Source organism: Sphingomonas astragali, assembly GCF_051400615.1.
GTDB lineage: Bacteria > Pseudomonadota > Alphaproteobacteria > Sphingomonadales > Sphingomonadaceae > Sphingomonas.
Genome location: NZ_JBLFFH010000001.1, coordinates 1650738 through 1668724 on the forward strand (window position 1 = coordinate 1650738; position 17987 = coordinate 1668724).

Annotated in this window: 13 protein-coding genes and 1 tRNA gene; 8 read left to right on the top strand and 6 right to left on the bottom strand. The window is 68.9% G+C overall.

Annotated features, from left to right (window positions below; genetic code table 11):
* The first annotated feature begins 5 nt into the window (after positions 1-5).
* Entirely contained in the window at positions 6-629 is a 624-nt protein-coding gene (locus tag ACMGER_RS07945) for a glutathione S-transferase family protein (RefSeq protein ID WP_436811539.1), read from the top strand.
* A gap of 7 nt (positions 630-636) precedes the next feature.
* Here the strand turns inward: ACMGER_RS07945 and ACMGER_RS07950 are convergent, their stop codons facing one another.
* The 3 genes from ACMGER_RS07950 to ACMGER_RS07960 form a co-directional block, all read right to left on the bottom strand.
* A complete protein-coding gene (locus ACMGER_RS07950; RefSeq protein ID WP_436811540.1) occupies positions 637-852 on the bottom strand; it encodes a DUF1289 domain-containing protein in 216 nt (71 codons plus the stop codon).
* Positions 853-867: 15 nt separating this feature from the next.
* Entirely contained in the window at positions 868-2220 is a 1353-nt protein-coding gene (locus ACMGER_RS07955; protein ID WP_436811541.1) for a DEAD/DEAH box helicase, read from the bottom strand.
* 82 nt (positions 2221-2302) lie between these two features.
* Positions 2303-2839, bottom strand: coding sequence for a hypothetical protein (locus ACMGER_RS07960; protein WP_436811542.1), 537 nt, complete (start codon positions 2837-2839; stop codon positions 2303-2305).
* Positions 2840-2881: 42 nt separating this feature from the next.
* Between ACMGER_RS07960 and ACMGER_RS07965 the strand changes: the two genes are divergently transcribed.
* Complete coding sequence (locus tag ACMGER_RS07965; RefSeq protein ID WP_436811543.1) at positions 2882-4333, top strand: FAD-binding oxidoreductase; 1452 nt, start codon at positions 2882-2884, stop codon at positions 4331-4333.
* 27 nt (positions 4334-4360) lie between these two features.
* Positions 4361-4948, top strand: coding sequence for a cytochrome b (locus ACMGER_RS07970; protein WP_436811544.1), 588 nt, complete (start codon positions 4361-4363; stop codon positions 4946-4948).
* Between the two features lie 156 nt (positions 4949-5104).
* Here the strand turns inward: ACMGER_RS07970 and ACMGER_RS07975 are convergent, their stop codons facing one another.
* Positions 5105-5956 carry an N-formylglutamate amidohydrolase gene (locus tag ACMGER_RS07975; RefSeq protein ID WP_436811545.1) on the bottom strand — a complete coding sequence of 284 codons (852 nt, stop codon included), beginning with the start codon at positions 5954-5956 and terminating at the stop codon, positions 5105-5107.
* 102 nt (positions 5957-6058) lie between these two features.
* Here ACMGER_RS07975 and cpdR point away from each other — a divergent pair, with 102 nt between their 5' ends.
* Positions 6059-6436: a cell cycle two-component system response regulator CpdR gene (gene cpdR, locus ACMGER_RS07980; RefSeq protein WP_436811546.1), complete on the top strand. Its 378-nt coding sequence runs from the start codon at positions 6059-6061 to the stop codon at positions 6434-6436.
* Positions 6437-6490: 54 nt separating this feature from the next.
* Positions 6491-6565: transfer RNA gene (locus tag ACMGER_RS07985), tRNA-Val, on the top strand.
* Between the two features lie 293 nt (positions 6566-6858).
* On the opposite strand, the gene ACMGER_RS07990 is transcribed toward ACMGER_RS07985, so the two are convergent.
* Both ACMGER_RS07990 and ACMGER_RS07995 read right to left on the bottom strand, forming a co-directional pair.
* Complete coding sequence (locus tag ACMGER_RS07990) at positions 6859-9222, bottom strand: M10 family metallopeptidase C-terminal domain-containing protein (protein ID WP_436811547.1); 2364 nt, start codon at positions 9220-9222, stop codon at positions 6859-6861.
* A 29-nt stretch (positions 9223-9251) separates the two neighbouring features.
* A complete protein-coding gene (locus ACMGER_RS07995) occupies positions 9252-9755 on the bottom strand; it encodes a hypothetical protein (RefSeq protein ID WP_436811548.1) in 504 nt (167 codons plus the stop codon).
* A 391-nt stretch (positions 9756-10146) separates the two neighbouring features.
* Between ACMGER_RS07995 and ACMGER_RS08000 the strand changes: the two genes are divergently transcribed.
* The 3 genes from ACMGER_RS08000 to ACMGER_RS08010 all read left to right on the top strand — a co-directional run bounded on the left by ACMGER_RS08000 (position 10147) and on the right by ACMGER_RS08010 (position 17960).
* Positions 10147-14781, top strand: a complete 4635-nt coding sequence (locus ACMGER_RS08000) for a DUF8508 domain-containing protein (protein ID WP_436811549.1) — start codon at positions 10147-10149, stop codon at positions 14779-14781.
* Between the two features lie 93 nt (positions 14782-14874).
* Positions 14875-16602 carry a type I secretion system permease/ATPase gene (locus ACMGER_RS08005; protein WP_436811550.1) on the top strand — a complete coding sequence of 576 codons (1728 nt, stop codon included), beginning with the start codon at positions 14875-14877 and terminating at the stop codon, positions 16600-16602.
* Positions 16599-17960, top strand: a complete 1362-nt coding sequence (locus tag ACMGER_RS08010; RefSeq protein WP_436811551.1) for an HlyD family type I secretion periplasmic adaptor subunit — start codon at positions 16599-16601, stop codon at positions 17958-17960. Before ACMGER_RS08005 ends, ACMGER_RS08010 begins: the two co-directional genes overlap by 4 nt.
* The last annotated feature ends 27 nt before the right edge of the window (positions 17961-17987 follow it).

The window sequence follows — 17987 nt, forward strand, 5'->3', positions numbered from 1 at the left end:
GGGTAATGAGCGATCTGGTCTTCTACACCAATCCGCAATCGCGCGGGCGGATCGCCCGATGGATGCTCGAGGAGGTCGGCGCCGACTATGAGACGGTGGTGCTCGACTATGAGAGCGGGCTGAAGAGCGACGATTATCGCGCGATCAATCCTATGGCCAAGCTGCCCTCGATCGTTCACAAGGGGCGTACGGTGACCGAATGCGCCGCGATCTGCGCCTATCTCGCCGACGCCTTTCCCGACGCCGGCCTGACGCCGCCTGTCGATGACCGTGCCGATTATTATCGCTGGCTGTTCTTCGCCGCCGGGCCGCTCGAGCAGGCGGTGACCACCCGCGCCGCCGGCTGGGAGCCGAGTGGCGATCAACAGCGGATGTTCGGCTTCGGCTGCTACGAACGGACGATCGACACGTTGGAAAGCGCGGTGAGCGGGCTCGGCGAGCGCTGGCTGACCGGCGAGCGCTTCAGCGCGGCCGATCTTTATGTCGGCGCGCATCTCGCCTGGGGCACGATGTTCGGTACGATTCCCAAGCGCGACGCCTTCATGGCCTTTCTCGGCCGCGCGGTGTCGCGGCCGGCGGCGATCCGCGCCAACGAGCTCGACGACGCGCTGATGAGCGAGCCCGCCTGACGCGTGGCTAATCAGATCGGGATTGCAGCGCCTTAAGCCGCGCCGGGAGCTGGTCGAGGATCGCCTGCCGCCGCGCATCGGTGGTGCCGGTCCACTCCTCCACCTCGTCCCCGCTGCGCCCGCAGCCGAGGCACCAGCCGGTGGCGGAATCGAGCACGCAGACGTTGATGCACGGGCTCATCACCCTTGCCGGATCGGAATATTCGAAAAGGTCGTCGTCCATTGACCGAGGTGTGCGCTACGCCCCGAGCTTGACCTCGAGAAACGCTGGCACCGGGCCGTTCCAGCCCTCGTCCGGCCCTTCGCCGCGGCCTTGCCGGCGCTCGTCGCGGCGCGGCCGCTTCGCCTCGCGCCCCGGAGCCGGAGCGGCGGCGGGTTCCGCCTCGCGCCGCTGCCTACGCTCCTCGCGCGGTGCCTCGGCCTCATCGACGGGCTTTTCGGCGCGCCGCCCGCGCCTGGGCTTCTCGCGGTCCTCGATCTCGATCGTCTCGCGCGGGATGGTCTGGCCAGTGAGCTTCTCGATGTTCTGGATGTTCTCGGCGTCCTCGGGCGTCACCAGCGTGTAGGCGATGCCGGTCGCGCCCGCGCGGCCGGTGCGGCCGACGCGGTGGACATAGTCGTCGGGATGCCAGGGCGCATCGAAGTTGAAGACGTGGCTGACGCCCTTGATGTCGAGCCCGCGCGCCGCGACGTCCGAGGCGACGAGGATGTTGATCTCGCCGCGCTTGAACAACTCGAGCTCGGCCAGGCGCTGCGGCTGCTCCATGTCGCCGTGGATCTCGCCGGAGCGGTAGCCGCTACGCTTCAGGCTCTTGTTGAGCTCGCGCACTGTGGTCTTGCGGTTGCAGAAGACGATCGCGGTCGAGACGTTGTCGCGGTCGATCAGCGCGCGCAGCGTCTCGCGCTTGGCCGTCGACGTGGTGGCAACCAGCTTCTGGGCGATGTTGATGTTGGTGCTCGCCGGCCGCGCGACCTCGATCGTCTTGGGGTTCGACAGGAACTTGTCGGCAAGCTTCTTGATCGGCGGCGGCATCGTCGCCGAGAACAGCAGCGTCTGCCGGTTCTTGGGCAGCTTGGTGCAGATCTCCTCGATATCGGGAATGAACCCCATGTCGAGCATCCGGTCGGCCTCGTCGATCACGAGCAGGTTGCACCCGGTCAGCAGGATGTTGCCGCGCCCGAACAGGTCCATCAGCCGCCCCGGCGTCGCGATCAGCACGTCGACGCCCTTTTCCAGCGCCTTGATCTGATCGCCCATGGAGACGCCGCCGATGAGGAGCGCCATCGAGAGCTTATGGTACTTGCCGTATTTCTCGAAATTCTCGGAGACCTGGGCGGCGAGCTCGCGCGTCGGCTCCAGGATCAACGAGCGCGGCATCCGCGCGCGGCTGCGGCCCTGCGCCAGGATGTCGATCATCGGCAGCACGAAGCTGGCGGTCTTGCCGGTGCCGGTCTGGGCGATGCCGATCAGGTCGCGCATCATCAGCACGCTTGGGATGGCGCTCGCCTGGATCGGGGTGGGTTCGGTATAGCCGGACTCCTCCACCGCACGCAGCAATTCGTCTGAAAGGCCGAGGTCGGCGAAGCTCATGAACGATGTCCGGAAAGGGGCGGGCGAGGATCCCGCCTCGATTCAACATCGCGCGCTCGCGGATTTACCCGCGCTTGTCAAGCTATCGGCTGGGAACGAGGGCGCGAAATGACTCGATCCTGCACTCGCCGCCCGCGCGCGAGCGGATCGAATCGCGGCTGGCGCAGACCTTCCCGTCGGGGTTCATGCGTACGTAGAGGCCCGAGTAGAAGTCGAGCGCCGGGCAATCGTCGCCGAAACGTGCGCGCAGCCGCTTGCCGTTGAGCAGCAAGAGGTCGACCCGGTCGGTGCCCGCGATCGTCGCGCCGGCGAGCGTCTCCACCGGCACGCATTTGTCCGCCTTGCGCTCGACCCAGCGGATCGGCGGCAGCGGCGCGGCGGGCGGCGCTGCCGGCATCGACGCGCGCCCGACCGGCAGCCGCGGGATGCGGATGACCAGCCGCTGCTGGATCGTCACCTCGGTGATCGTCTCACGCCCGGATGCGGCCTGTCGACGCTGCTCACCACCGGCCGCGCCGGCGGCGCCGGGAACAGCGAGGGCGGTGAGCAAAAGCAGCGGAAGGCGGACGTCGGGCATGATGTCGGCGGAAATGTGGAATCCTGCGATTGAACCGGGCATGAATTGGCGGCCGAGACATGCCATGCTAGCGGCGAGCACGCCATGACGCCAGTGCAAGCCCAGCTCGTCGAAGCGCTGCGGTCCCGCTTCGGGGCGAAGATCGCCGTCACCGATCCCGCCGACATCGCCCCATGGGTGACCGACTGGCGCGGCCGCTATCATGGCGCCGCTCCGGCGCTGCTGGCGCCCGCCTCGACCGCGGAGGTGGTCGCGATCGTCGAGGCGGCGCGCGAGTCGCGGGTGCCGCTGGTGCCGCAGGGCGGCAACACCTCGATGGTCGGCGGCGCGACTCCGCCCGCGGACGGATCGGCGCTGATCCTGTCGTTGAGGCGGATGAATCGCGTGCGGAGCGTCGACCCCGACGCCAATCTCGCCGTCGCCGAGGCGGGGGTGATCCTCGCCGACCTCCATGCCGCCGCCGAGGCGGTCGGACGGCGCTTCCCGCTGTCGCTCGGCAGCCGCGGGTCGGCGACGATCGGCGGGCTCGCTTCGACCAACGCCGGCGGCACGCAGGTGCTGCGCTGGGGGACGATGCGCGGCCTTGTCGCCGGGCTGGAGGCGGTGCTCCCCGACGGCTCGGTGCACGAGGGGCTGGCCGCGCTCAAGAAGGACAATCGCGGCTACGATCTCGACCAACTGCTGATCGGCTCCGAGGGGACGATCGGCGTGATCACCGCCGCGACGCTGCGGCTCGCGTCCGCGATCGCCGCGCGCGCGGTTGCGTGGGCCGGCGTCGGCACGCCGCACGCGGCGCTCCGGCTGCTTCGGCTGATGGAGGCGGAGAGCGGTGCGATCGAGAGCTTCGAAATCATCCCGGGCGAGACGCTGGCGCTGGTACTCGGCCACATCCCCGACACCCGCCCGCCGCTCGCCGGCACGCACGGCTGGCATGTGCTGATCGAGGCGGTGGCGGGCGACCTCGACCGCGAGCCGCCGGCGATGCTGCTCGAGCGCCTGCTCGCCAGGGCGCTCGGCGATGGGCTGATCGAGGATGCGACGCTCGCCGCGAGCGAGGCGCAGGCCGAAGCCTTCTGGCGTATCCGCCACTCGATCTCGGAGGCCGAGCGGGCGCATGGGCCCCAGCTCGCACACGACATCTCGGTGCCGGTCGAGCGGATGCCCGATTTCCTGACGGCCGACGCCCGCGCGGTCGAGGCGGCCTTTCCCGGCACCACGGCGACCGGCTTCGGCCATCTGGGCGACGGCAACGTCCATTTCCATGTCCACGCCCCGGCCGGCACCGATCCGGCGACCTGGTATGTCGAGCAGGCGCCCGCGATCACCCGCCTCGTCCATGATCGCGTGGTGGCCGCGGGCGGCTCGATCTCGGCCGAGCATGGCATTGGGCAGATGAAGCTCGCCGAGCTCGAACGGCTGGGGCCGCCCGCCCGCCTTTCGGCGCTCCGGGCGATCAAGGCGGCGCTCGACCCGATCGGCTTGTTCAATCCGGGCAAGCTGGTGCGGCTTGCGCCGCCCCCCTTCGGCGCATCATAACGGTTGTCTCTTCGAACGGAGACATCAATGGCGCTGGGTCCACTTGTCCGTGACGATCGATATTCCACCGTCGCAATCGCCTTTCACTGGACGATCGCAGTGCTGGTGCTGTTCAACCTTGCGGTCGGGCTGTTCCACGACGGCTTGCCCCGCGAATGGCAGCTGATGCCGGTGCATAAGGCCGTTGGCATCACCGTGCTGGTGCTGAGCCTCGGGCGGCTGGCCTGGCGGCTGATGCACCTGCCGCCGACGCGCGCGACCAACGTCGCGCCGCTGGAGCACCGCCTGGCCCTCACAGCGCATTGGACGCTCTATTTTCTGATGATCGCGATGCCGCTGACCGGATGGGCGATGGCATCGATCGGCCGCGACGGCAATCCGCCGAGGCCGCTCACCTGGTTCTTCCTGTTCGACATTCCATATCTGCCGGTGTCGCCTGGCCTAGCCGGCTTCGGCCACGACGCGCATGAGATCCTGGGCTATCTGATGTCGGCGCTGGTGCTGCTGCACATCGCCGCGGCGCTGCGCCATCACCTTGTCTTGCGGGATGTTACGCTCGTGCGCATGCTACCCATTCTGCGGCCGGCGCGGGCTGACATACAAAGATACAATTGAGTGCCTTGAACGCCGGTAACCGTTTGCCTATATCGGTCTTGTACGGCTTCGTGTCCCCCCTTTCGCGAGGTCGTACGGCACGCCTGCGGGCGTGTCTCCTCCCTGAACCTTGGCCGCCTCGGGCTTGTCCCGAGGCGGTTTTTTATTCGTCGAATTCTATTCGGCAGCGATGGCGGTGGGAGCGATCTCGTCGGCCAGCGCGTCGATGATCGTGCGCAGCAGCCGGGCGGTCGCAACGAAGCCGGGGCCCGGCTCGCGCAGCTTGGCGTCGAGGTAGCTCGACCGGTCGATTTCGACCTGGATCGCGTGGATTCCGCGCGCCGGCGCGCCATGCCGGTCGAGGATATGGCCGCCGGGGTAGGGAGCATTGAGCGCAACCGCGAAGCCCGCATCGCGCACCACGCCCTCGATCCGATGGACGAACCGCGACCCTGCCGCGCGCCCGAAACGATCGCCGACTACCACCCGCGGCGCCCTGGCGGCGGCGATCGGCGGCATTGAATGGACGTCGAGCAGCACCGCCGCGCCGAACCGCGCCCTCGCCGACTGCAGCGCCGCTGCCAGCGCCGCGTGATAGGGCCGGTGATCGGCGACGATCCGCGCGACGACCTCCTCGCCCGACAGCCGCCTGAGCCACAGCTCGCCGGCGCCGCTCACCCGCCGCGGCACCAGCCCGAGGCCCCCCTTCACCTTGGCGGAGACGAACGGCATCGTCATCGTCGAAGCGCCGTCGTCGAGCCGCGGGTCGCGGTCCTGCTCGCCGCGGTTGAGATCGATCCAGGCCCGCGCACGCCGCGCAACGAAGGCGGTCTCCGCGCGGAGCGCCGCCTCCGTCAGCCGGTCGACATAGCGGTCCTCGAGCGGAATCAGCGACGCGAGCGGCACGCGCAGTGCCTCCCGCAGCGCCAGCGGATAGTCGCGGCCGCCGTGCGGCACCGACAGCACCACCGGGCTCGCCGGCTCCGCGGGGCCAAAACGCTCGAACGATGGAGTGTCGGCGGGACTCACGTCGGCAACGGTATCGGCCCCGCTTCCATCCTGCAACGCGCGCGTGGAACGGCTGGAAAATCTTAAGCCCTGGGCGCATAAGGAGAGCCTCGGGAGCATGTGATGATCAGGATTCTTCTGGCCGAGGACGATACGGTGATGCGCGAATATCTGACGCGTGCGCTGGAAAGGTCCGGCTATCAGGTGTCGGCGGTGGACCGCGGCACTGCGGCGCTCCCGCTGCTCGAGAGCGAGCGGTTCGACCTCCTGCTCACCGATATCGTGATGCCGGAGATGGACGGCATCGAGCTCGCGCAGAAGGCGGCCGAGATCGCGTCCGATACGCGCGTCATGTTCATTACCGGCTTCGCCGCGGTGACGCTGAAGGCGGGCAAGACGATGCCGCAGGCACGCGTGCTCTCCAAACCCTTCCACTTGCGCGACCTGGTGCTGGAGGTCGACCGTATGTTCGAGGTGGGAAACGCGAGCGGATCGATTTAATCGGGGAAAGCGGCTTGCGCGGACGATGAGCGCCCGCTAAAGCCCGCGCCTCTTGGGCGTGTAGCTCAGTGGTAGAGCACTGTGTTGACATCGCAGGGGTCGCAAGTTCAATCCTTGCCACGCCCACCATTCTTATGCGTTAAGAATCGACTGATTGGAGGTTGGCGACGGGTCGCCAACCTCCCGGTTGTCCGATTCTGGCCCGGTGAATGCGCCGGGCGCGAGCGTTTCGAACTCTCGCGTGGCGACCGCGCGGTGGGATCCCCCAGGAACAGGTCGATCTCCGGCCAGCCGGACTTCGGCATTCGCTCGCTGGCTGGCGCGCTTCGCCCCGATGCCGTTGCCGGTGTGCTCTTCACCGCCGACACGCACGGAACTTCCTGGTCAGCCGGCCGCGACGCTTTCTTTGCGGCCCCGCCCCGTCAGAAGAGGACGTCGGCCTGGGTAACCCACGCGTTCGCCTCGATGATGAAGTCGGCGACGCCGTCGCCGTCGACATCGCCGGCGAGGACAACCGATCCGCCCTCGCCATAGGCACGCAGCTCGCCCGCGGTGCCGCTGAACGCCTGCGACGCGATCCAGTGGAAGGCGTCGTCGCCGCCGCCGGCGACGGCGTCGATCGCAATCAGGTCGATGCGGTCCCCTCGCCGGAAGTCGGTCACCGCGTCGGTCCCGCCGAGATCGACGAAGACGAAGACGTCGTTGCCGCTGCCGCCGGTCAGGACGTCGTCGCCCGCGCCGCCGAACAGCCGGTCATTGTCGCTGCCGCCGTCGAGCCGGTCGTCGCCGTCGCTGCCGATCAGAAAATCGCTGCCGCTGCCCCCCGTCAGCGTGTCATGGCCGAGGCCGCCGGTGACGGTGTCGGTGTCGTTTCCTCCACTCAGCCGATCGTCACCGTCGCCGCCGCTCAGCACGTCGCGGCCGTTGCCGCCGTTCAACCGATCATTGTCCGCGCCGCCGTCGAGCGTATCGTCGTCGTTGCCGCCCTCGAGAAGATCGACGCCGGCCCCGCCGATCAGCACGTCGCGGCCGTTGCCGCCGATCAGCACATCGTCGCCGATGCCGCCGTCCAGCGTATCGTTGTCGTTGCCGCCGTCGAGCGTGTCGTTCCCGTCCCAACCGCTCAGCGTGTCGGCGCCGTTGCCGCCCCGCAGCGTGTCGTTGCCTGCGCCGCCGTCGAGCGTGTCATTGTCGTTGCCGCCGTCGAGCGTGTCGTTGCCCTCGCCACCAAACAGCGTGTCACGGCCGTTGCCGCCGTCGATGCGGTCGTTGCCGGCAAGTCCCGACAGCCAGTCGTTCGCCGTGCCGCCGATGAGGGTGTCGTTGAAGCCGCTTCCCTCGAACCGCTCGATCCCGACGTAGCGGTCGCCGGCCGCATCGCCCGAGACGCCGCGCATCGCCGCAGCCGACAGCGTCACCCCGGCGGTCGCCTGATGATAGCTGACGGTGTCGGTCCCGCCGTTGCCGGTCAGCACGTTGGCGACGGCATTGGCGACGATATAGTCGTCGCCGCCGCCGCCGACCGCGTTCTCGATCCAGGCGCCATAGGCGATCGAGATATTGTCGTGCAGCATCCCGTCGACCGCATTGTAGCGGGTGCGGAGCGCCAGATACTGCTCCTCGGTATAGCTCTCAGGCAGCAGGCCCCGCGCCTTGAGCACCTCGAGCGGCACGACGCCGCTGCCGCCGCCGCTGCTGAACTGGCCGGGATTGAGGTCGATCACCGAATTGCTGTCCCAGCCCGAGAAGTCGAGCGTGTCGTTGCCGCCGCCGTCCCAGATCGCCAGCACCGGCATGGTGTTGACGGCGAAGTCGTAGACGTCGCGGTCGGCGGTGCTGTTGAAGCCGTAGACGGTGTTGCCGGAACGGGTGGTCATGTCGGCGCCGTACATCGCCTGGATGGTGGCGATGTCGTGGATCAGCGGGGTCGCCGAATAGACCCAGCTCAGCCGGTTCCAGTCGATGTGCCCTGCCCCGGTGAACTCCGAATTGAAATAGGACATGACGGTATATTGCCGCGAGTCCTGATAATATTCGGCGTTGTTCGGATAGGTGATCGAGAGCCCCGGCGCCGCGTTGTAGGCGCCCGGATGCTGCAGGCCGAGCGTATGTCCGGTCTCGTGCACCAGCGTCTGCATCCCGTAATAGCCGTAGTCGAGCTGCAGGTTGCTCGCCTGGAGGCCGTTCACCCACACGTCGCCGGCCGCCAGCGTGTCGGGCGCGCTGTAGTTGTACGGCAGATAGGCATAGGCCTGAGTGCCAGGCTGGTTGGTGTAGTTGCCGTAGGTGATATCGGCCTGATCCGCCGTCGTCTCCTCGAAGCGGACCGAGACCAGGTCGTCCCACAGCCCGATCGCCTCGCGCGCGGCATCCTTCTGCGCCTCGGAGAATTCCTGGAAGCCGAAATATTCGACGGTGCCGTAGAGCTGCCCGTCCTGCTCGTAGACATAGGGCTCGGCGAACATCGTCTCCTCGGTGTGGAAACCGAAGGTGAGCACCGTCGCATCGCCGCTGCGCGGCCGCGCGCCGTAGCTGTCCTCGTCGGTGGTCCAGTGCGGGCTGTCGATATCGGTGCCGGGATAGGAGGTGCGGTTGAGATTGGCGATGATCTGGTCCAGCGACCACACCGGCTTGCCCGAGATGCTGCCGCCCTGACCGTCGACGTTGCCGTAGAGGGCGATCGTGTCGCCGACATCCACCACCGGCAGGTCGGTATCGCGGAACGGCTCGAGGTGGTCGCCCGGACCGTGCTGCACGCTGATCGCCTTCGTATTGACCTTGGCCATCGGACTCCCCTCTGTTGGCCGTTGGTGATCTATGACTCCGGACCTCGCCACGGCAGGCTTTGCCGGAGTGCGCCGTCGATCGCGGCGCGGATTTCGGGCGCGGCGGGATTGCCGCCGGCAAACGGGATCGCCACGGGCGGCGGCCCGAACAGCACCGTTCCCTCGGTGGCGCTGCGATAGGGTCGTATGCCGAGCAGCAGCAGCGGCTCGCCGCCGATGCGCTGCACGGCGGCGTGGACGAGGATGGTGAGGGTCGAGCGGTCGAGCACGGCCGGATCGCCGAACCCGACGGCCGAGACGGGGACCGGCGCGCCGCGCGCCGCGGCGTCGCGGACTTGCTCGCACAATTTCGTCCGGAGCGCGCGCGCACTGCCGTCCTGCGGCTCGACGAGACAGAGGATGCGGACGCTGGCGATGCCCTGGGCCGAAAGCGGCGGCGTGGTCGGCTCACGCTGCGCGCCCTGCACCCCAGCCGCGCCGATCAATGCGATCGACCCGACCAGCAAACGACTCCGGATTCGGCGCGCGCCCATCGCATAACCCGCTCCATAGGCCGGCCCCACACCCGGGTGCGCGGAATGACGGAACCGGAAGCTAGAACCCGCCGATGCTCGCGGTCAAGCCGGATTTGATGCCGCAGTGCGGCAACAAACGGTGCCGGAACAAACGGTTATCGACCATCATGTCATAGCGGCCGGCGATGGGACGACGAGCGGCCCGATTCAAGCGACCAGCCGCTCGCTTCTTTCCGCATCCGCCCGGGTCTTCCCGCCGGCTGCGTCGCGTTCCATGATAGGACACGAGCTAGCCCGCGCCGAGGGGAGCGCAATATCCTTGTCACAGATCGGACTTAGCGACCGAGGGATCACCGAGAGCGTGCCGGATCCCGAGCGGTTCGCAGCTTCCTGAGGGGGAGGAATTTCGATGCCTGCCAATGCGTTCATCAACGAGATCCATTACGACAATGCCGGCACCGACACCGGCGAATTCGTCGAGATCGCAGGACTCGCGGGCACCGACCTGACCGGATGGAAGCTGGTCCTCTACAACGGCAATCCGTCGCAGCGCACCGCCTACAGCACGGTCACGCTGAGCGGCACCATCGCCGACCAGCAGGACGGCTTCGGCGCGGTCCGCATCGCCTATCCGGCCAACGGCATCCAGAACGGCGGCAGCGGCGCAGCAGGGGAGCCCGACGGAGTCGCGCTCGTCGACGCGAGCGGCGCGGTGGTCCAGTTCCTGAGCTGGGAAGGCAGCTTCGTCGCCGCCGACGGTCCTGCTGCCGGCATGACCAGCGTCAACGTCGGCGTCCATGAGGACGGCACGCAGGCCGGCACCTCGATCGGCCTCACCGGCAGCGGCACCGAGGCAGGAGACTTCAGCTGGTCGCTGATCGCCGACGACACGCCCGGCGCGATCAACGTCGGCCAGAGCTTCGGCGGCGTCGTGCCGCCGTCGGCCGGCACGCTCGGCATCGCCGACGCGACCGTCGCCGAGGGCGACAGCGGCACGCGCGAGATCGTTTTCACCGTCACGCGCACTGAGGGCAGCGCGGGCGCCGTCTCGGCGACCTGGTCGCTGGAGCTCGGGACCGGCGCCGGCGCGGCCGACGCGAGCGACTTTGCGGCTGGCATCCCGACCACGGGCACCGTCACCTTTGCGGACGGTGCCGCCACCGCCGAGGTGCGCATCGCCGTCCGGGGTGACGCCAGCTTCGAGGGCAACGAGACCTTCACCGTAACGCTGGGCAACCCGCAGGGCGGCGCGGCGCTCGGCGACGCGAGCGCGACGGGCACGATCACCAACGACGACGCGGCGCCGCCGGCGGCCCCCGCGAACGTCTTCATCAACGAGATCCATTACGACAATTCCGGCACCGACACCGGCGAGGCGATCGAGATCGCCGGTGCCGCCGGGACCGACCTCAGCGGCTACAAGCTCGTCCTCTACAACGGCAGCAACACGCCCGATGCCGCGCCGAGCTACACAACCACCAGCCTGTCGGGCGTGATCGACGACGAAGGCAACGGCTTCGGCGCGGTCTCGTTCAGCTATCCGGCCAACGGGCTGCAGAACGGCGCCGCCGACGGCGTCGCGCTGATCGCGCCAGACGGCACCGTGATCCAGCTGCTGTCTTACGAAGGCACGTTCACCGCCGCCGCCGGCACGCCCGCCGCGGGCGTGACCAGCACCGACATCGGCGTGTCGGAAGATCCGGCGCCCGGCGCCGGCCTGTCGCTGCAGCTCGTCGGCACCGGCTCCAGCGCCGCCGACTTCACTTGGGTGGAGGGCGCCGACGACAGCTTCGGCAGCGTCAACGCGGACCAGACCTTCCTGCCGCCGACCGGCACCGGCCACCTGCGCATCGGCGATGCGCGCACGGTCGAGGGCGACGACGGCACGTCGAACCTGGTGTTCACCGTCCATCGCGCGGGCGGCACCGCGCTCGCCGCGAGCGTCGACTATGCGGTCAGCCTCGACGGAACCGCGACGGCCGACGACCTCGCCGGCGCCGCGCTCTCGGGGACGGTCGGCTTTGCGGCCGGCGAGACCTCGAAGCAGATCGTGATCCCGATCAAGGGCGACACGATCGGCGAGGGCAACGAGACGCTGTCGGTCACGCTCGGCGCCACCACCGGCGACGTCGTCGTCGACGACGCGCACGCGGTCGGCACGATCACCAACGACGATCCGATCGCGCTCTCGATTGGCGCGATCCAGGGCGAGGGCCACCAGTCGGCGTATGTCGGCCAGCCCGTCTCCACCACCGGCATCGTCACCGCAGTCGACAGCAACGGCTTCTATCTCCAGTCGGCGGAGGGCGACGGCAATGCCGCGACCTCCGACGCCATCTTCGTCTTCACCGGCTCGGCGCCGACGGTCCATGTCGGCGACGGTCTCTCGGTCAGCGGCACGGTATCCGAGTTCGCGGGCGATGCGCAGGGCCTCACCGTCACCGAGATCGTCACGCCGACGATCAGCGTCGAGAGCACCGGCAATGCGCTGCCCGCGGCGGTGCTGATCGGCGCGGGCGGCATCCTGCCGCCGACCGAGGTGATCGAGGACGACGCCTTCGCCAGCTTCGATCCCGCGCAGGACGGCCTCGACTTCTGGGAATCGCTCGAAGGGATGCGCGTCACCATCGACGCGCCCCAGGCGGTGTCGAACACCGACTCGTTCGGCGAGACCGACGTCGTCGCTTCCCACGGCGCCGGTGCCACCGGCATGAACGACCGCGGCGGCATCACCATCGCGCCGGGCGACTACAACCCCGAGAAGATCCAGATCGACGACGACAGCGCGATCTTCTCGGGCTTCACGCCGGGCTACACGATCGGCGACCAGCTGAGCAGCGTCACCGGCGTCGTCAACTATTCGTTCGACCAATATGAAGTGATCGCAACCGAGGCGGTCGCCGTCACCAAGGACGCGACGCTCGACCGCGAGGCGACGACGCTGTCGGCCGGCGATGCGAACTACCTGTCGATCGCGACCTACAATCTCGAGAATCTCGACACCTCCGACAACAAGTTCGACATCCTCGCGAACGACATCGTCTACAGCCTGAAGGCGCCCGACATCGTCGCGGTCCAGGAAATCCAGGACGCCGATGGCGCCGGTTCGGGTACGGACCTGTCGGGCACGGTGACGGCGCAGGGCCTGATCGACGCGATCTATGAAGCTTCCGGCCTGCACTATGCCTATGTCGAGGTCGCGCCGACCGTGGCCGGCTCGACCGGCGGCGAGCCGGGCGGCAACATCCGCAACGGCTATCTCTACAATCTCGACCGCGTCGATTACGTCGACGGCAGCGCCGAGCTGATCACCGGCGGGGCCTATGCCGGCACCCGCAACCCGCTGGCCGCGCAGTTCGAGTTCGGCGGGCAGACGATCACCACGATCAACGTCCATCTCACCTCGCGGCTCGGCAGCGACCCGCTGCTCGGCAACACCCAGCCCGCCGACAATGCCGGCGACGCCGCGCGCACGGCGCAGGCCGCGGGGGTCAAGGCCTATATCCAGGAGCATCTCGCCGACGATCCGGCGCTGAACATCGCGGTGCTCGGCGACTGGAACGGCTTCTATTTCGAGGACGCCCAGACCCAGCTCACCGACCCGGCGCAGGGCGGCGTGCTGACCAACCTCAACACGCTGCTGCCCGAGGAGGAGCGCTACAGCTATCTGTTCGACGGCAACGCCCAGCAGATCGACAACATCCTCGTCACCGGCGGCCTGCTCGGCGGCGCGCAATATGACGCGGTGCACCTCAACTCGCAGGTCGCCGGCAGCCGCCCGACCGACCACGACCCGCAGCTCGCGCTGCTGATGCTCGGCGCCGCACCGTCCGACCTGACGCTCGACCATGCGAGCATCGCGGAGAATCTGCCGGCCGGCACCGTGGTCGGCACGCTCTCGGCCACCGATACCGCCAACGACACGCTGACCTACGCGCTGCTCGACAATGCGGGCGGGCTGTTCGCGGTCGACGCGGCGACGGGCGTCGTCACCATCACCGCGCCGCTCGATCACGAAGCGGTCGCCAGCTACGCGATCGTCGCCAGGGTGACCGACAGCGCCGGCGCGAGCATCCAGCAGGACTTCACGATCGCGGTCGGCGACGTCAACGAAGCGCCGGTCGCCGCGGCCGATGCGGTGGCGGTCGACGAGGATGCGACGAGCGCCAACCTCTGGGCGACGCTGCTCGGCAACGATCACGACGTCGATGCCGGCCAGACGCTGTCGATCAGCGCGGTCGACACCACCGGCACGCTCGGCCATCTCATCTTCGATCCCACGCACCAGACGCTGCAATATGTCGCCGACGCCGATGCGTTCGACGCGCTGGCGAACGGCGCCGTCGCGGTCGACACGTTCAGCTACACCGTCACCGACGGCAACGGCCTCACCAGCACCGCGACGGTGAGCGTCGACGTCACCGGCATCGCCGACGGCATCACGCGCACCGGCTCGATCTTCGCCGACACGCTGAACGGCACCGCCGGCGAGGACAGGCTGTCGGGCCGCCTCGGCAACGACACGCTGAACGGTCTCGACGGCCACGACCGGCTCGACGGCGGCCTCGGCAACGACCGGGTCAACGGCGGGACCGGCAACGACGTCCTGTTCGGCGATCTCGGCCGGGATACGCTCTCGGGCGGCGACGGCCGCGACGTCCTGTTCGGCGGCCTCGGCAACGATACCCTCTGGGGCGGCGCCGGTGCCGACACCTTCCACTTCGGCCGCGTCGAGGGCAGCGACACGATCGGCGACTTCGACACCGCCGAGGACCGGATCGTCCTCGACGACGGCGTCACCGTCCGCGGCACCCGCGTGAAGGACGTCGATCGCGACGGCACCAAGGACCTGGTCCTGACGCTGAGCCTCGGCACCAGCGTCACGCTGCTGGGGGTCGGCGACGCCAAGCTCGTCAAATATGCGGGCCCCGACGGATATTCGGACCACCAGCCGGGCCTCGGCGGCGTGCTCGACGACTTCGGCGATTTCGTCGACGACCTGTTCGGTCATTGGAAGCCGATGGAGCTGGGCCACGGATTCTGATTTGATTCCAAGGCAATTCGCCCCGATACTGCGCTCGCCGCGCGATCATGCCGGTCGTGCGGCGAGGCTCGCGGGGGAAGCAGCAGCGTGAAGATGGCGGCACCGGCAACCGCGATGCGTGCGGCGTTCGCGCTGTGCCGCCGGCATTTCCTCGCCGCGGCGGGCTTCAGCGCGCTGATCAACCTGCTCTACATCGCGCCGACGATCTACATGCTGCAGATCTACGACCGGGTGGTGCCCACCCAGGGCCTGCAGACGCTGCTTTTCATCACGCTCGTGCTGCTGTTCGCGCTGGCGACGCTCTCGCTGCTCGACAGGGTCCGCAGCCGGCTGCTCGTGCGTGCGGGCGTCCAGCTCGACGCCGCACTCGCGCCGCAGATCCTCGACGCGACGCTCGGCCGGCCGGACCTGCCGGTCGCGCGTCAGGCGCTGCGCGAGTTCGACACAATGCGCAGCGCGCTGACCGGCACGGGAATCCTGGCGCTGTTCGATGCGCCGTGGATACCGATCTACCTGCTCGTCTGCTTCCTGGTGCATCCGTGGGTCGGAGCGCTCGGCGTGCTCGGCTGCGCGGTGCTGCCGCTGCTCGCCTGGGCCAATGCCAGGGCGACGCGCGTGCGGCTCGATCGCGCCCAGGCGATCGCGAGCGCCTCCTACGCCAGCCAGGACACGCTGCTGGCATCGAGCGACAGCATCCGGGCGCTCGGGATGCGCCGTGCGGTGGTGACCCGGCAGCTCCGCCAGCGCGAGGCGATGCTGACCGCACAGACCGAGGCGAGCTTCGCCACGGGCGGCTTCCTCACCGCCACCAAATTCACTCGCCTCGCACTCCAGTCGCTCGCGCTCGGTCTCGGCGCGATGCTGGCGGTCGACAATCTCATCTCGGGCGGCGCGATCTTCGCTTCCTCGTTCCTGATCGCCCGCGCGCTCGCCCCGATCGAGCAGCTGATCGGCACGTGGAAGACGATCGTGCAGGCGCGGCAGAGCTACCGCAATCTCGACCTTCTGCTGGACAATTTGGACTGGGGAGCCGCCGAGCCGACGCGCCTGCCGCCGCCGCGCGGGGAGATCGTTGTCGAGGGCGTCACCGTGCTCAACGACGCGCGTGACGGAGCGATCCTGAACGCGGTGTCGCTGCGGATCGAGCCCGGCGAGGTCGTCGCGGTCGTCGGACCGAGCGGCGCCGGCAAGTCGACCCTCGTCCGCGTGATCGCGGGCGCGGCGACCGCCGACCGCGGCGCGGTCCGCTTCGACGGCGCCGACACGCGCGACTGGAACCCGGAGGCGCTCGCGCGCCATGTCGGCTATCTGCCGCAGGACTCGGTCCTGTTCGCAGGCACGGTCGCCGAGAACATCGCCCGTTTCGCCGGCGAGCTGGACGCCGACCGCCCCACGATCGACGCGGCCGTGGTGCGCGCGGCCGAAAAGGTCGGCGCCGACGCGCTGATCCGCCGCCTGCCGGGCGGCTATGATCACCAGCTCAAGCTCGGCGGCCGCGGCCTCTCCGCCGGCCAGGCGCAGTGCATCGGGCTCGCACGCGCGGTCTATGGCGACCCGGCGATCCTCCTGCTCGACGAGCCCAACGCCCATCTCGACGGCGAAGGCGATGCCGCATTGGTCTCGGCGCTCGCCGCGCTCAAGGCCGAGGGAAGGACCGTCCTCGTCGTCTCTCACAAGCTCGGCATCCTGCCGGTGATCGACAAGATCGTGGTGCTGCGCGACGGCCGGGTCGAGATGTTCGGCCTGCGTGACGAGCTCCTTCCCAAGATCGCGCCGCAGAATGTGCGCCGTATGCCCGCCCAGGCGGCGGCTGCGCGATGAGCGAGGCCTTGCTCCTCCCGCCCGCGACGGCGGTCACGCCCGTCTCGACGGCGGTAGCGGACCCGCGCGGCGACATCCGCGGCGGCTCGATAATCGCAGCGCTGTTCTTCGTGCTGTTCCTGGGATGGGCCGCCTTCATCCGCCTCGATGCTGCGGCCTATGCTCCCGGCTCGCTCGTCGTCTCGGGGCAACGGCAATCGGTCCAGCACCGTGACGGCGGCGTCGTCGGCAGGATCCATGTCCGGGAAGGCCAGCGCGTCGAGCGCGGCCAGCTGCTGATCGAGCTCGCCGCGCCCGAGGTCCGTGCGCAGGAACGCGCGCTCGCGTCGCAGTCGATCCGGCTGCTCGCGCAGCGCGCGCGACTCGAAGCCGAACAGCTCGGCCAGTCGCGGATCACGCCGCCGTCGCAGTTCGCCTCGCTCGCGCCCGAGGACAAGGCCGAGGCGGCGACGGCATTGCGCCTCCAGCAGACCGAGCTCACCGCGCGGACGGCGGTGCTCGCCGCGCAGCGCGGGGCGCTCAGCCAGCGCGTCACCCAGTCGGGCGAACAGGGACGCGGCTATGGCGAGCAGGCGACGGCCGCCCGCGAGCAACTGCGCATCATCGACGAGCAGATCGCGGCGTTGCGGCCGGTCGCCGAAAAGGGCTTCGTGTCGCAGACGCGGATGCGCGAGCTCGAACGCGCCCGCGCCGAATTGCAGGGGCAAGGCGGCCAGTACAGCGCCAGCGTCGCCCAGACGCGCGGCGCCGCGCGCGAGAGCGAGCTGCAGGTGCTCGAGGCCGAGCGCAGCTTCCGCGAGCGCACCGCCTCCGATCTTCGCGAGGTCGAGACCAGCCTCGGCGAGATCCTCCCGAAATGGATGGCGGCGCGCGACCAGCTCGAACGCACCGCCATCCGCGCCCCCGCCACCGGCGCCGTCGTCGGCCTGTCGGTGTTCACACCGGGCGGCGTGATCTCGCCCGGGCAGAAGCTGATGGACATCGTGCCCGAGCGCGCGCCGCTCGTCATCCAGGCGCGCATTGCGCCCGACGATGCCGACGACCTCTCGGTCGGCCAGCTCGCGCGGGTCAAGTTCTCGGGACTGCACGAGCGCAGCCTGCCCAATCTCGAAGGCCATCTGACACGGCTCTCCGCGGACAGCTTCACCGACGAGAAGTCGGGCCAGAGCTATTTCACCGGCGAGATCGTGGTGCCCTACGATCAGCTCCAGCTGATCCACCGCGTCCGAGGCCATGATTTCGCCCTGCGCGCCGGAATGCCCGTGCAGATCCTGATCCCGCTGCGCAAGCGGACCGCGCTGGACTATATGCTCGAACCGCTGGTCAGCAGCTTCTGGTCGTCCTTCCGCGAGCACTGAAGGTATTTCGGAAATGGGATGAAGCTT